At 68.2% G+C, this 12,225-nt stretch carries 13 protein-coding genes; 9 read left to right on the top strand and 4 right to left on the bottom strand.

The window, feature by feature from the left end:
- The first annotated feature begins 201 nt into the window (after positions 1 to 201).
- Positions 202 to 1,989 carry an acetyl/propionyl/methylcrotonyl-CoA carboxylase subunit alpha gene (locus tag BJF87_RS07675; protein WP_006359249.1) on the top strand — a complete coding sequence of 596 codons (1,788 nt, stop codon included), beginning with the start codon at positions 202 to 204 and terminating at the stop codon, positions 1,987 to 1,989.
- A 22-nt stretch (positions 1,990 to 2,011) separates the two neighbouring features.
- On the top strand, positions 2,012 to 2,374 hold the full coding sequence (locus BJF87_RS07670) for a hypothetical protein (protein WP_035750696.1): 363 nt from the start codon (positions 2,012 to 2,014) through the stop codon (positions 2,372 to 2,374).
- A gap of 76 nt (positions 2,375 to 2,450) precedes the next feature.
- Here BJF87_RS07670 and BJF87_RS07665 read toward each other — a convergent pair whose 3' ends face one another.
- Positions 2,451 to 3,578 (bottom strand): nitronate monooxygenase, encoded by a 1,128-nt coding sequence (locus BJF87_RS07665; protein ID WP_006359247.1) that lies wholly within the window; start codon positions 3,576 to 3,578, stop codon positions 2,451 to 2,453.
- Positions 3,579 to 3,782: 204 nt separating this feature from the next.
- Between BJF87_RS07665 and BJF87_RS07660 the strand changes: the two genes are divergently transcribed.
- Positions 3,783 to 3,992, top strand: coding sequence for a hypothetical protein (locus BJF87_RS07660; protein WP_006359246.1), 210 nt, complete (start codon positions 3,783 to 3,785; stop codon positions 3,990 to 3,992).
- 36 nt (positions 3,993 to 4,028) lie between these two features.
- Here BJF87_RS07660 and BJF87_RS07655 read toward each other — a convergent pair whose 3' ends face one another.
- Positions 4,029 to 5,351 carry an NAD(P)/FAD-dependent oxidoreductase gene (locus BJF87_RS07655; protein WP_035750690.1) on the bottom strand — a complete coding sequence of 441 codons (1,323 nt, stop codon included), beginning with the start codon at positions 5,349 to 5,351 and terminating at the stop codon, positions 4,029 to 4,031.
- Between the two features lie 74 nt (positions 5,352 to 5,425).
- Between BJF87_RS07655 and BJF87_RS07650 the strand changes: the two genes are divergently transcribed.
- From BJF87_RS07650 to BJF87_RS07640, 3 genes are read left to right on the top strand one after another with little or no spacing between them, the layout of a single operon-like run.
- Positions 5,426 to 5,941, top strand: a complete 516-nt coding sequence (locus BJF87_RS07650; protein ID WP_035750687.1) for a (2Fe-2S)-binding protein — start codon at positions 5,426 to 5,428, stop codon at positions 5,939 to 5,941.
- Positions 5,938 to 6,948 (top strand): xanthine dehydrogenase family protein subunit M, encoded by a 1,011-nt coding sequence (locus BJF87_RS07645; RefSeq protein WP_035750684.1) that lies wholly within the window; start codon positions 5,938 to 5,940, stop codon positions 6,946 to 6,948. Before BJF87_RS07650 ends, BJF87_RS07645 begins: the two co-directional genes overlap by 4 nt.
- Positions 6,945 to 9,050 (top strand): xanthine dehydrogenase family protein molybdopterin-binding subunit, encoded by a 2,106-nt coding sequence (locus BJF87_RS07640; RefSeq protein ID WP_075862872.1) that lies wholly within the window; start codon positions 6,945 to 6,947, stop codon positions 9,048 to 9,050. The genes BJF87_RS07645 and BJF87_RS07640 overlap by 4 nt, the downstream gene beginning before the upstream one ends.
- Before the next feature lies 1 nt (position 9,051).
- On the opposite strand, the gene BJF87_RS07635 is transcribed toward BJF87_RS07640, so the two are convergent.
- The gene (locus tag BJF87_RS07635; RefSeq protein ID WP_035750907.1) at positions 9,052 to 9,774 is read right to left on the bottom strand and encodes a hypothetical protein; all 723 of its coding nucleotides are present in this window, start codon (positions 9,772 to 9,774) and stop codon (positions 9,052 to 9,054) included.
- A gap of 210 nt (positions 9,775 to 9,984) precedes the next feature.
- Positions 9,985 to 10,557, bottom strand: coding sequence for an NTP transferase domain-containing protein (locus BJF87_RS07630; RefSeq protein WP_006359240.1), 573 nt, complete (start codon positions 10,555 to 10,557; stop codon positions 9,985 to 9,987).
- A gap of 72 nt (positions 10,558 to 10,629) precedes the next feature.
- Between BJF87_RS07630 and uraD the strand changes: the two genes are divergently transcribed.
- From uraD to BJF87_RS07615, 3 genes are read left to right on the top strand one after another with little or no spacing between them, the layout of a single operon-like run.
- The gene (gene uraD, locus BJF87_RS07625; protein ID WP_035750679.1) at positions 10,630 to 11,175 is read left to right on the top strand and encodes a 2-oxo-4-hydroxy-4-carboxy-5-ureidoimidazoline decarboxylase; all 546 of its coding nucleotides are present in this window, start codon (positions 10,630 to 10,632) and stop codon (positions 11,173 to 11,175) included.
- Entirely contained in the window at positions 11,172 to 11,498 is a 327-nt protein-coding gene (uraH, locus tag BJF87_RS07620; protein WP_035750676.1) for a hydroxyisourate hydrolase, read from the top strand. Before uraD ends, uraH begins: the two co-directional genes overlap by 4 nt.
- A gap of 6 nt (positions 11,499 to 11,504) precedes the next feature.
- The gene (locus BJF87_RS07615; protein ID WP_006359237.1) at positions 11,505 to 12,113 is read left to right on the top strand and encodes a nucleoside/nucleotide kinase family protein; all 609 of its coding nucleotides are present in this window, start codon (positions 11,505 to 11,507) and stop codon (positions 12,111 to 12,113) included.
- Positions 12,114 to 12,225: the final 112 nt, after the last annotated feature.

The following is a 12,225-nucleotide window of genomic DNA, read 5'->3' as shown; positions in this document are numbered from 1 at the left end:
GCTCCACCGAACGATTGCTCGGTGCGTTACTGTATTGGCCGGAAGGTCGCGATGCCGGACTCCCGGTGTCGTCCAACGCCCGAGCCGTCCGCATCCCGGTCGCCGAGCGTGTGCCCCCGTCTTGACCGTTGTCCGACAACCGTGTCGCGCGCTCACCCCGCGCTGCGAACACCTGAGTACGAGTAAGGCCCAGGAGAACAAGTGCCCAGTACCTCTTCCGCAATCAGCAAGGTCCTCATCGCCAATCGTGGCGAGATCGCTGTCCGCGTGATCCGCGCGGCCCGGGATGCGGGCCTCGCGAGCGTCGCCGTATACGCCGAGCCCGACGCGGACGCACTGTTCGTCAAGCTCGCCGACGAGGCCTTCGCGCTGGGCGGCCAGACCTCGGCCGAGTCATACCTGGTGTTCGACAAGATCCTCGACGCCGCCGCCAAGTCCGGCGCCGACGCGATCCACCCCGGCTACGGCTTCCTGTCGGAGAACGCCGACTTCGCCCAGGCCGTCATCGACGCCGGGCTGATCTGGATCGGACCGTCGCCCCAGTCGATCCGCGACCTCGGCGACAAGGTGACCGCCCGCCACATCGCCCTCAAGGCCGACGCCCCGATGGCCCCCGGCACCAAGGACCCGGTCAAGGACGCCGACGAGGTCGTCGCCTTCGCCAAGGAGCACGGTGTGCCGGTCGCCATCAAGGCCGCCTTCGGCGGCGGTGGCCGCGGCATGAAGGTCGCCTACACCATCGAGGAGATCCCCGAGCTGTTCGAGTCGGCGACCCGCGAGGCCGTCGCCGCGTTCGGTCGTGGTGAGTGCTTCGTGGAGCGCTACCTGGACAAGGCCCGCCACGTCGAGGCCCAGGTCATCGCCGACCAGCACGGCAACGTCATCGTCGCCGGCACCCGCGACTGCTCGCTGCAGCGTCGTTTCCAGAAGCTCGTCGAGGAGGCCCCGGCGCCGTTCCTGACCGCCGAGCAGCGCACCAAGATCCACGAGTCCGCCAAGGCCATCTGCCGCGAGGCCGGCTACTACGGCGCGGGCACCGTCGAGTTCCTGGTGGGCAACGACGGCCTGGTCTCGTTCCTCGAGGTCAACACCCGCCTGCAGGTGGAGCACCCGGTCACCGAGGAGACCGCCGGCATCGACCTCGTGCGTCAGCAGTTCCGCATCGCCAACGGCGAGAAGCTCGAGTTCACCGAGGACCCGGCCCCGCGCGGCCACGCCTTCGAGTTCCGCATCAACGGTGAGGACGCCGGCCGCAACTTCCTGCCGGCCCCCGGCCCCGTCACCGTCTACAAGGAGCCGACCGGCCCCGGCGTGCGCGTCGACTCCGGCGTCGTCGAGGGCGACGTCATCGGCGGCCAGTTCGACTCGATGCTGGCCAAGCTGATCGTCACCGGCGAGACCCGCGAGCAGGCGCTCGAGCGTTCGCGTCGCGCACTGGCCGAGTTCCAGGTCGAGGGCCTGGCCACGGTCATCCCGTTCCACCGCCACATCGTCTCCAATCCGGCGTTCATCGGCGACGGCGAGAAGTTCGATGTCTACACCAAGTGGATCGAAACCGATTGGGAGAACCCGATCGAGCCGTACACCGGTGGACAGCCGATCGAGGAAGACGATGCCGCACCGCGCCAGAAGGTCGTGGTCGAGGTCGGCGGACGCCGCGTGGAGGTCTCGCTGCCGGGCGATCTCGCCCTCGGTGGCGGCGGCTCGTCCAACGGTGTCGTCCGCAAGAAGCCGAAGGCCCGCTCGCGCAAGAAGGGCGGTGGCGCTGCCGCCTCCGGTGACGCCGTGGCCGCACCGATGCAGGGCACCGTCGTCAAGGTCGCCGTGGAAGAGGGCCAGGAGGTCGCAGCCGGCGATCTGATCGTGGTCCTCGAGGCCATGAAGATGGAGAACCCGGTCACCGCCCACAAGGACGGCGTGGTCACCGGCCTGTCCGTCGAGGCCGGCGCCGCGGTCACCCAGGGCACCGTGCTGCTCGAGCTGAAGTAAGACTCTCCGCGAGTTCACGACTGTGCAACCAGTCGAGATCAACGCCGGGACGTGGTATCTGCGTTCGCTTCGTGCGGACGACCGGATCACCGACGTCCCGGCGTTGACTCTTCTCGGGATCGACTCCCCTGCCGGCTACGTGGCACAGGCCAACTCCGACTGGGACACCGAGACCCGGTTCGTATGGGCCATCTGCATCCCCACCACCGGTGAACTCATCGCGCTGATCGGCGTGACGCCGGACGGCTCCTCCGGTCAACTGTGGGGTCAGGCTCGCGAGGGTTACGACGAGGCGCTCGACGCGGCGACCGGGCCGGTGACCCGGTTTGCCGAGGGTGCGCTGGATCTCACCGTGGAGCAAGACATCTCCCGCACCATCGGCTGAGGCCCTCCCACCGCCACGAGCGCGGGGAACGGCGACTGCTCGCCGTTCCCCGCGCTCGTGAATTGCGCTGTGACGCTTACGCGGTCGCGTTTGCGAATGCGTCCAGGTTGCCGGTCGCCTCGATGTACTCGGTCACCCAGCGTTCGATAACCGCCGAGGTCTTCTCGACCTTCTTGAATTGCCCGACGACCTGGCCGACGGGGTTGAAGGCGACGTCGATGCTCTCGTCGGGATGCTTGTGCGTCGCGGCGACAGCCATACCGGAGACCATGTACTGCAACGGCATTCCCAGCGGATCGGGGTTCTCGGGGTTTTCCCATGCCTCGGTCCAGTCGTTGCGCAGCATGCGGCACGGCTTACCGGTGAACGAGCGGCTGCGAACGGTGTCGCGGCTCGATGCGTCGATGTAGGTCTGCTGCTGGACGGGGGTGTTCTCCGCCTCCTCGACCATCAGCCACTGCGAACCACTCCACGCACCCTGCGCGCCGAGCGCGAGTGCGGCCGCGATCTGCTCGCCGCTGCCGATACCGCCGGCGGCCAGAACAGGCACGGGGGCAACCTCTTTGACGACCTGGGGCCACAGCACGATCGAGCCGACCTCACCGCAGTGGCCGCCACCCTCGCCGCCCTGGGCAATGATGATGTCGACACCGGCGTCGGCATGCTTGCGCGCCTGCTTCGGCGATCCGCACAGCGCCGCGACCTTGCGTCCCGCGGCCTGGATCTTCTCGATCATGTCCTTCGGCGGCGTGCCGAGCGCGTTGGCGATCAGCGTGACCTTCGGATGCTGCAGCGCGATCTCGACCTGCGGCGTCGCGGTCGCCTCGGTCCAGCCGAGCAGCTGCAGCGAGTTGTCGTCGCCGTCGGCGAGCGGCACGCCGTGGTCGAGGAGCAGTTTGCGGCCGAACTCGAGGGTCTCGTTCGGCACCATCGACTGGAGCATCTTGGTGAGCTCCTCGGCCGACATGTTCGCGTCCATGCCCTCGTATTTGTTGGGGATCACGATGTCGACGCCGTACGGGTGATCGCCGATGTGCTCGTCGATCCAGTTCAGCTCGATCTCGAGCTGCTCCGGCGTGAAGCCCACCGCGCCGAGCACTCCGTAGCCGCCCGCCTTGCTGACCGCGACCACGACGTCACGACAGTGGGTGAACGCGAAGATCGGGAACTCGATACCGAGCTCATCGCAGATCGGGGTGTGCATACAGACTCCTCGCCAGGTCAGAATTAGAACGTGTTCTAATCTGGATACCAGGCCGCGCGTCGTCGGACAAGCGTTCCGCGGAACACTCGTCCCAGGCCGTCGGACCACTGACCGGCGAACCTCGACTCGACTCCCAGACTTCGATCGAGGTCTGGGAGTCGAGTTGAGGTTCGCCGGACGCGCCGTCGCCGACTCTCAGAGCTGGTGAAGATGCATCTGGGCCGTGACAAGAAGTCCCCCGCCTACAAGCGGGTCATCCTGTCGCACCACAAGAACCTGAACAAGGGAGACTTCATCATCGACGACCGGACCATGCGGGGCGTCGATGCCTTCGAGGGCGAACACATCCACTTCAAGCAGGCCGGCTTCGAGAACTGGGAGAAGGTCGTCGCGTACATGCGCATGAAGGTCTGAGCACGGCCGGCGAGGCCGCCGCCGAGCCCTGTTGACCTACTTCGCTTCCCGACGCGCGTACGGCGTCCGCGCGGTCTCGGTGTCGCCGTAGATGATCGCCCGCTCCCGGCGTGAGTCGGTCAGCAGCGTTGCACCCCAGGTCATCACGGTACCCAGCCGGTTGCGGATTCCGGCCAGGAAGGCGATGTGGATGACGCCCCAGGCGACCCAGCCCGGGAACCCCGACATCTGGAACCGACCGGACTGCACGATGGCCCGACGCCGCGCGATGTAGGCGGCGGTGCCGAGGTCGCGGTACTTGAACGGCGACCGTTCCTGCTGTCCTCCTGCACTTTCGGCGATCACGCGGCCGACGTGGTGTCCACCCTGCATGGCGACCTCGGCGACGCCGGCAAGGTCCTTGTACGCCATCATGTCGCCGGCGACGAACACCTCGGGATGTCCGGGGACCGACAGATCCGCCTCCACCGAGATTCGGCCCGCCCGATCCTGTTCGACGCCGAGCGCGGTCGCCAGGGTGGCGGCGAACGGGACCGCCTCGACGCCGGTGGTCCACAGCGTCGTTCGCGCCGGATACCGATCTTTGTGTTTGTCGGCCTTGCGGGTGGTCTCCACGTAGTCGTCGCCGACATCGGTCACGTGCACGCCGAGGTGCGTCTCCACGCCGAGGTCGTCGAGGGTTCGCTGGGCACTGGCCGACAGTCGGACGTTGAACGACGGCAACACCCGATCCCCACCGTGCAGCAGCAGGACCCGGGCGTGTGCCGGATCGATGGCGTCGTATTCGCGTTCCAGAGCACGAGTCGCGAGTTCACGAATCTGGCCCGCGAGTTCCACTCCCGTCGGTCCACCACCCGCGATCGCGAAGGTCAGCCAGGAGCGCTGCTCCTCGGGGTCGGTGATCGTCTCCGCCATCTCGAAGGCGGCCATGATCTTGCGGCGGATCGTCAGCGCGTCGTCGAGGGTCTTCATTCCCGGTGCGTACTTCGCGAACTGGTCGTTGCCGCGGTACGCGGTACGCATCCCGGTCCCCACCACGAGATAGTCGTAGGGCAGGCGGAATGACGACCGGTCGAGACGGTCGACGACGACCTCACGCGTCTCGACGTCGATGTCGGCGGCCTCCCCCAGGACGACGTCGAGATTGCGCTGGCGCCGGGTCAGGTGCCGGATCGGACTCGAGATCGCACCTTCCGACAGCAACCCGGTGGCGCATTGGTAGAGCAGCGGCTGGAAGACGTGGCTGGTGCTGCGATCGACCAGCGTCACGTCGACCGCGGCGTTCCGCAACCGCCGAACGCAATGCATGCCCGCGAATCCTGCTCCGATGACGACGACTCTGGGTCTCGAGGGGGCCATTCCGCCGATTGTTCCAGACGAATACGGAGCCATGGGATTGGTTTGGGCTTCACACCGCCGGGTATCCGCGCCATGTGGAAGCCAGGGTCTCTCTCTCGGTCAACGGTGTGGCACACGACGTCGTGGTCGACACCCGCACCACCCTCCTCGACGGTCTGCGCGATCGCCTGGGCATCTTTTCGCCCAAGAAGGGTTGCGACCACGGCCAGTGCGGCTCGTGCACGGTCCTTGTCGACGGCCGGCGCGTCATCAGTTGCCTGTCGTTCGCCGTCAGCTACGAGGGCTCCGAGATCGTCACGGCGGAAGGACTCGCCGAACCCGGCGACCTCCATCCCCTCCAGCAGGCGTTCATCGACCAGGACGCCTTCCAATGCGGATACTGCACACCGGGCCAGGTGTGCTCGGCGGTCGGCATGCTCGACGAGGCGAAGAACGGGCACCCCAGTCACGCCACCGATGACCTCGACCCCGACGCGGCGGACGAGGCTCTCGGCGACGACGAGATCCGGGAACGGATGAGCGGCAATCTGTGTCGCTGCGCGGCCTACCCCAACATCGTCGCGGCGATCCGGCAGGCGGCGGAACGATGATCCCCTTCGCTTACGAACGCGCCGACGACGTGGCCGGAGCCGTCGACTTCCTCCGCGACCATCCCGGCGCGAAACTGCTCGCCGGCGGCACCAACCTCGTCGACCACATGAAGCTCGGCATCGCCAACCCGCCTGCCCTCGTGGACATCTCGCGCCTACCCCTGGACCAGATCAGCGAGAACCCCGACGGCTCCCTGCGTCTCGGCGCGACCGCGCGCAACTCCGACACCGCCGCCCATCCCCTGGTTCGACGCCGCTATCCGGTCCTCGCGCGCGCCCTGCTCTCGGGCGCGTCACCACAGCTGCGCAACCTGGCGACCAACGCCGGGAATCTGCTGCAGCGGACACGCTGCGTGTACTTCCAGGACGTCACGACGCCGTGCAACAAACGCTCACCCGGTAGCGGATGCTCGGCGATCGGCGGCTACACGCGGTATCACGCCATCCTCGGAGCTCCGGACGCCGACGACCCCGACACGTGCGTGGCCACCCACCCGTCGGACATGGCCGTCGCGCTCACCGCGCTGGACGCACGGATTGTCGTGCAGGGCCCGGACGGCGAACGCGATCTCGACGTGCGCGCGCTGTACCGCCACCCGGGCGAACATCCCGACCGCGACACGGTTCTCGACCCACACGAGGTGATCGTCGCGATCGACCTCCCCGCACCGCCGCCCGGATCGGTGTCGACCTACCGCAAGGTCCGCGACCGCGCGTCGTATGCGTTCGCACTGATCTCGGTCGGCGCCGAGATCACCATGGACGGGGACACGACCGACGGGGGCACGATCGGCGAGGCGCGGATTGCCCTGGGCGGCGTCGCGCACAAACCGTGGCGCGCCGAACGAGCCGAAGCCGTGGTCCGCGGCCGACCACCCTCGCGTGAGCTGTTCGCCGAGGCCGCCGATGCCGAACTCGCCGACGCCCGGCCCCTGGACGGTAACGCTTTCAAGATCCCTCTCGTCCGGCGCACCCTCACTGCCGTTCTCGAGGAGCTGACCCGATGAGCGTCGTCGGATCGTCGCCCGCCCCCATCGGTCACGCGCGGATCGACTGCGTCGAAAAGGTCCGCGGCACAGCGCCGTACGCCTACGAACACCTCACCGACGCGACGTACCTGTGGCCGATCACCGCGACCGTCGCCCGCGGCCGGGTCACCGCGATGGACACCGCCGCAGCGGAATCGACCGAGGGTGTCGTCACGGTCCTCACCATCGACAACGCGCCCCGACTGGCCGACACCTCCGACGGCGATCTCACGATCCTCCAGTCACCGGACATCGCGTATCGCGGCCAGCTCATCGGCGCGGTCGTCGCCGAGTCACCCGAGATCGCCCGGGAGGCAGCCGCATCGGTGACCGTGTCCTACGACAAGGCACCCCACGACACCGAGTTCCGCGTCGACCATCCCAATCGGTACCGGCCGGAGAAGGTCAACGGCGGATTCGAAACCACCTCCGAGAGCGGCGAACCCGACCGGATACTCGACGACCCGCCGGCCGGCACCGTGGTGGTCGACGAGTGGTACTCGACGCCGGAAGAACACAACAACCCGATGGAACCACACACCGTGGTCGCAACGTGGGCGCCCGACGAGGAGCTCCTGACCCTGTACGACTCGACACAGTCGACGCAGGGCGTGGTCTCCGCGTTGGCGCCCGTCCTTGGACTCGAACCCGCACAGATGCGGGTGATCGCTCCGCATGTCGGGGGCGGGTTCGGGTCCAAGGGCTCCCCTCATTCGCACGACGTGCTGGCCGCCATGGCCGCGATGCGCGTGCCCGGCCGGGCGGTGAAGTTCGCGGTGACGCGACAGCACATGTTCGCCTACGTCGGCCATCGCGCGCCGACGCGTTCCCGGCTGCGCATCGCCGCCGATGAGGACGGCAACATCACCGCGTTGATCCACGAGGCTCACGCGCACAGCGCTCACGCGAAGGAGTTCGCCGAGCAGGCCGCCGTCTCGTCACGGATGATGTACGCCGCCCACAATCGGCGCACCGATCACCACGTGGTCCCCCTCGACGTCCCGCCGCCGTTCTGGTTCCGCGCCCCCGGCGAAGCGCCCGGGATGTTCGCCGGTGAGGTCGCGATGGACGAACTCGCCCACGCCGTCGGACTCGATCCGATCGAGCTGCGGATCCGCAACGAACCCGCCGACGACCCGGAGAGCGGGAAGCCGTGGTCGTCTCGCCAGCTCGTCCGATGCCTCCGCGAGGGCGCCGAACGGTTCGGCTGGGACCGTCGCCGCGCCGAGCCCGGCACGAACCGCGACGGGCGGCAGCTGGTCGGATTCGGCGTCGCGTCGTCGACGTACCCGCACATGGTGAACCCCGGCAACGAGGCCTCCGTCTCCTATCGGGACGGCCGTTACGCTGTGCGGATCGCGGCCACCGACATCGGTACCGGCGCCTGGACGGCACTGACGCTCATCGCCGCCGACGCGCTCGCGATCGAGCCGGAACAGGTCGACCTCCAGATCGGTGACAGCTCCCTGCCGAGCGGCTCCGTCGCGGGCGGCTCGTCGGGCACCTCGTCGTGGGGCTCGGCGATCGTCACCGCGGCACAACGATTCCGCACCCGGTTCGGCGACGATCCGGCCGACGGCGCCGAGGTCAGCGCGAAGACCGACGAGAACCCCGATCTGAAGAAGTTCCGGATCGCCTCGTTCGGCGCCCACTTCGTCGAGGTCCGCGTCGACGTCGACACCGGCGAGATCCGCATCCCCCGTATGCTCGGGGTGTTCTCGATCGGACGCGCCATCAATCCGCGCACCGTGCGATCCCAGCTCATCGGTGGGATGACGTTCGGCATCTCGATGGCGCTGCTCGAGGAGAGCGTCCGGGACCCCCGCTTCGGGCATGTCGTCACCCAGGACCTCGCCGAGTACCACGTCCCCGTCCATGCCGACATCGCCGATGTCGACGCCATCTGGCTGGACGACCCCGACGAACATGCGACGCCGATGGGATCGCGCGGTGCCGGCGAGATCGGCATCGTCGGCAGTGCCGCGGCAGTCGTCAACGCGGTCCACAACGCGACGGGTGTCCGCGTCCGGGACCTGCCCGTGCACCTCGACGACCTGCTGGAGGGTCTACCGGACCTCTGACTCAGCCGACGCCCGGATAGGTCGACCAGCCCGGGACCGCCGGCGACACCGGCCACGGCTCGTCGGCCTCGGCCGGAAGCCAATGCGGCATCCCCACCTGTCGCGTTGCCGCGCAGGCTTTCTGGTCGGTCGTCGGGGTGGGATACAGGGCGGAGAAGTCGTACCGCGAGGTGTACCAGGCGCCGAACACGTCTGTCTCCGGCGTGCGCTGACCACCCTGTGGAGCCGCCGGCGGCCGGTCGCCGATGCGCCGGATGTCGATCTCGACGGGGCGGGACGTGTCGTACCCGACCACCCACGTCCCGTCGCGTTCCACCGAGCGGTATCCCTGACGGCACAGTACGATTCGCGTCCAGTCGGCGTCGTCGACGCGGCGTAGCCCGGTATAGAACGCGGTGCCGACCTGACGTCGGGCCTCGGAGACCTCGGACGGGTAGGCGGTCACCATCTGATCGATGTTCGACGGCGAGGCCTCGGCGAACCCCGGGTATCCCCATTCGACCGACGCCCCGGCGTTGGCGATCTCGAACGACTCGACGTAGGCGCGGACAAAGGTCCCCTCATCGGACTGCGGGTCCAGCACCGGCGTGGACGACCAGCGGAAAGTGGTGTCGAAGCCGGGCGGAAGGTGGCCATCCTGGGCGGCGGGCCGCTCGGACGCGGCCTGGTCCGGCGATCCCGCGCACGCGGCCAGTCCGAGGCCCGCGGCCAGCGCGGCGACCAGCGCGACGATTCGACGGCGGTGTCCTCGCGCCACGTGATCACCTTCTTCGCCGGTGATGGTCTTCGACGGGCCCGGTTTTGCGTCGGCTCTGGCTGTACCGACGCGGGCTCTTCTCTGCACCCTATGCACGGACGATCAGCAGAAGCCGGATCCCCGTGCACCGGAACGGCGACGAGAAGGTCTCGAAATGGGCACGCCGGAGGCGGCGGCTCATTCCCTGGTGTCGATGTCCCGGCCCGTGGCCAGGTCGCCACATTCGACGCAGGTCACCTCGTGATCTCGCAGATACCGCTGCGCACCGACATCCCCGTGGATGACCTCGACTGCCGGACCGAGATGATCGGCGCCGATGTACACCGGATGCCCCCGCCGGCCGTCGAAGACCGCACGGACCAGATCCCCGCGCCGCCCTCCGGACGCGTCGACGATGCGACGCACCACCTCGGGTCCGACATCGGGCGTGTCGACCACGGTGAGCACCACGCCACCCACCCCGGGCCGGCGAGAAGCCCAGCCGAGCGCCGCCGATACCGACGCGCCGAGGCCGTCAGCCCAGTCGTCGACAACGAGCGCGGTGACGCCGACGGGTGGCGCGACGATTGCGGCCCCCATCGCGACCGCGATGTCCGCGCACCCACCGGCGCGCAGCGCGTTCGTCGACGCCTTCAGCCAGACGCCGTCGTGGGCAAGGATCTTGGGCATCCCGTACCGGCTACCCGCACCGGCGGCGAGCACCACACCGAGAACCTCACCGATCTCGCTGTCCTCACCTGACGCAGTCACTGTTCCATCTTCCACAATTCCCGGGGCCGCTGGTGACCGCCGGTCCGGACGCCGACCTCCTAGGCTGTACGCGTGCGCCCAGACGAAGACCTCGACCCCGGCGACCGAGGACAGCTCGACCGCTTCAACGTGCTGACCGCCGACGCATGTGTCGAGCGGCTCCTCGCCTGCTGCAGCTCGCCCACCTGGGCACGACGCGTCGCAGAGGAGCGGCCGTTCGCCGATCCACAAGAACTGCTGGATCGCGCCGACGAACTCCTGGTCGAGCTGACCGAGACCGATATCGACCAGGCCCTCGCCGGGCATCCCCGGATCGGGGACCGCCCGGACAATGCCTCGTCCGCCCGCGAACAGTCCGGGGTGTCCGGCGCAGACGCGGCAGTCATCGAGGAACTGAAGAAGTACAACGCGTCGTACGAGGACAAGTTCGGCCACGTCTACCTGGTCTTCGCCAACGGACGGCCGGCCGATGTGCTGCTCGGAATCCTCAAGGAACGCATGGACAACGATCCCGTGACCGAACGCCGCGTGCTGCGGGGAGAGCTGGCGAAGATCAACCGGAGCCGTCTGATCCGTATGCTGATGACACCAGACACCGACGAGGGAGCCTCCGCATGACCGGTCTGTCCACCCATGTCCTCGACGCGACGTCGGGCTCCCCGGCCGTCGGCGTGGAGGTGTTGCTGCAGGACGCATCGGGCACCGAATTGGCTTCGGGTACCACAGATTCGGACGGACGCATCGGCAAGGTCAACACCGAGGCCCTTGTCCCCGGCATCTACCACCTGGTCTTCGACACCGGGAACTGGTTCGCCGACAACGGCATCAAGGCGTTCTACCCGGAGATCGACATCTGCTTCGAGGTCGATGACGCCGACCGCCACTATCACGTCCCGGTACTGCTGAGCCCGTTCGCGTATTCGACATACCGCGGTAGCTGAACACGGATGACCGCCCCCGACGTCGCCGCGCTCCTCGAGACCGCCGACCGCGTGATGGTCGGCATCACCGGCCCGCCGGGAGCAGGAAAGACAACGCTGGCCCGGACCCTCGTCCATGAGTTCTCCACCACGCTGTGCGCCGACGCGGTCGGGTACGTCCCGATGGACGGCTTCCACCTGTCGAACGCGGTACTCGAGCGACTCGGCCGCCGCGACCGCAAGGGCGCGCACGACACCTTCGACGCCGCGGGATTCGTTGCCACACTCGCACGCATCGCCCACGGCGGCGAAACCGTGTACGTCCCCGACTTCGACCACACCACCGGCGAACCGATCGCAGCGTCGCTCATCGTGCCCGCCACCGCGCGGCTCGTGGTCGTCGAGGGCAACTACCTCGGCCTCGACCAACCCGGGTGGCGCCACGTACGCCCCCTCCTCGACCGCCTGGTCTACGTCGACGCCGACGCGGAGGTCCGCCGCGAGCGGCTCCGGAAACGGCACATCGCCGCCGGTAAAACCGACGCCGAGGCGCGCGCCTGGATCGAGGCCGTCGACGAACCCAATGCGGAACTCATCGCCACGACCCGCGCGCGGGCGGACACGATCGTCGACTGACGCTCACGAATTCCGTTCCTGCGTAACCGTTTCCTTACCGCTCGCCTCTTCCTCTCGCGCTGGTGGGACATCACGAGCGAGAAGGAAATGGTGCCGCGTCAACAAATCCGCC

It is taken from the genome of Gordonia sp. CNJ-863 (genome assembly GCF_001942325.1).
In the GTDB taxonomy this organism is placed as follows: Bacteria; Actinomycetota; Actinomycetes; order Mycobacteriales; family Mycobacteriaceae; genus Gordonia; species Gordonia alkanivorans.
The sequence above is the reverse complement of the archived record's forward strand: the minus strand, read 5'-3'. Positions and strand labels throughout refer to the sequence as shown.

Bases quoted from the DNA above. Each gene is read 5' to 3' on its own strand.
- BJF87_RS07665 (WP_006359247.1), bottom strand. From the start codon at position 3,578: ATGCACACCCCGATCTGCGATGAGCTCGGTATCGAGTTCCCGATCTTC.
- BJF87_RS07645 (WP_035750684.1), top strand. From the start codon at position 5,938: ATGATCCCCTTCGCTTACGAACGCGCCGACGACGTGGCCGGAGCCGTC.
- uraH (WP_035750676.1), top strand. From the start codon at position 11,172: ATGACCGGTCTGTCCACCCATGTCCTCGACGCGACGTCGGGCTCCCCG.
- BJF87_RS07640 (WP_075862872.1), top strand. From the start codon at position 6,945: ATGAGCGTCGTCGGATCGTCGCCCGCCCCCATCGGTCACGCGCGGATC.
- BJF87_RS07655 (WP_035750690.1), bottom strand. From the start codon at position 5,351: ATGGCCCCCTCGAGACCCAGAGTCGTCGTCATCGGAGCAGGATTCGCG.
- BJF87_RS07615 (WP_006359237.1), top strand. From the start codon at position 11,505: ATGACCGCCCCCGACGTCGCCGCGCTCCTCGAGACCGCCGACCGCGTG.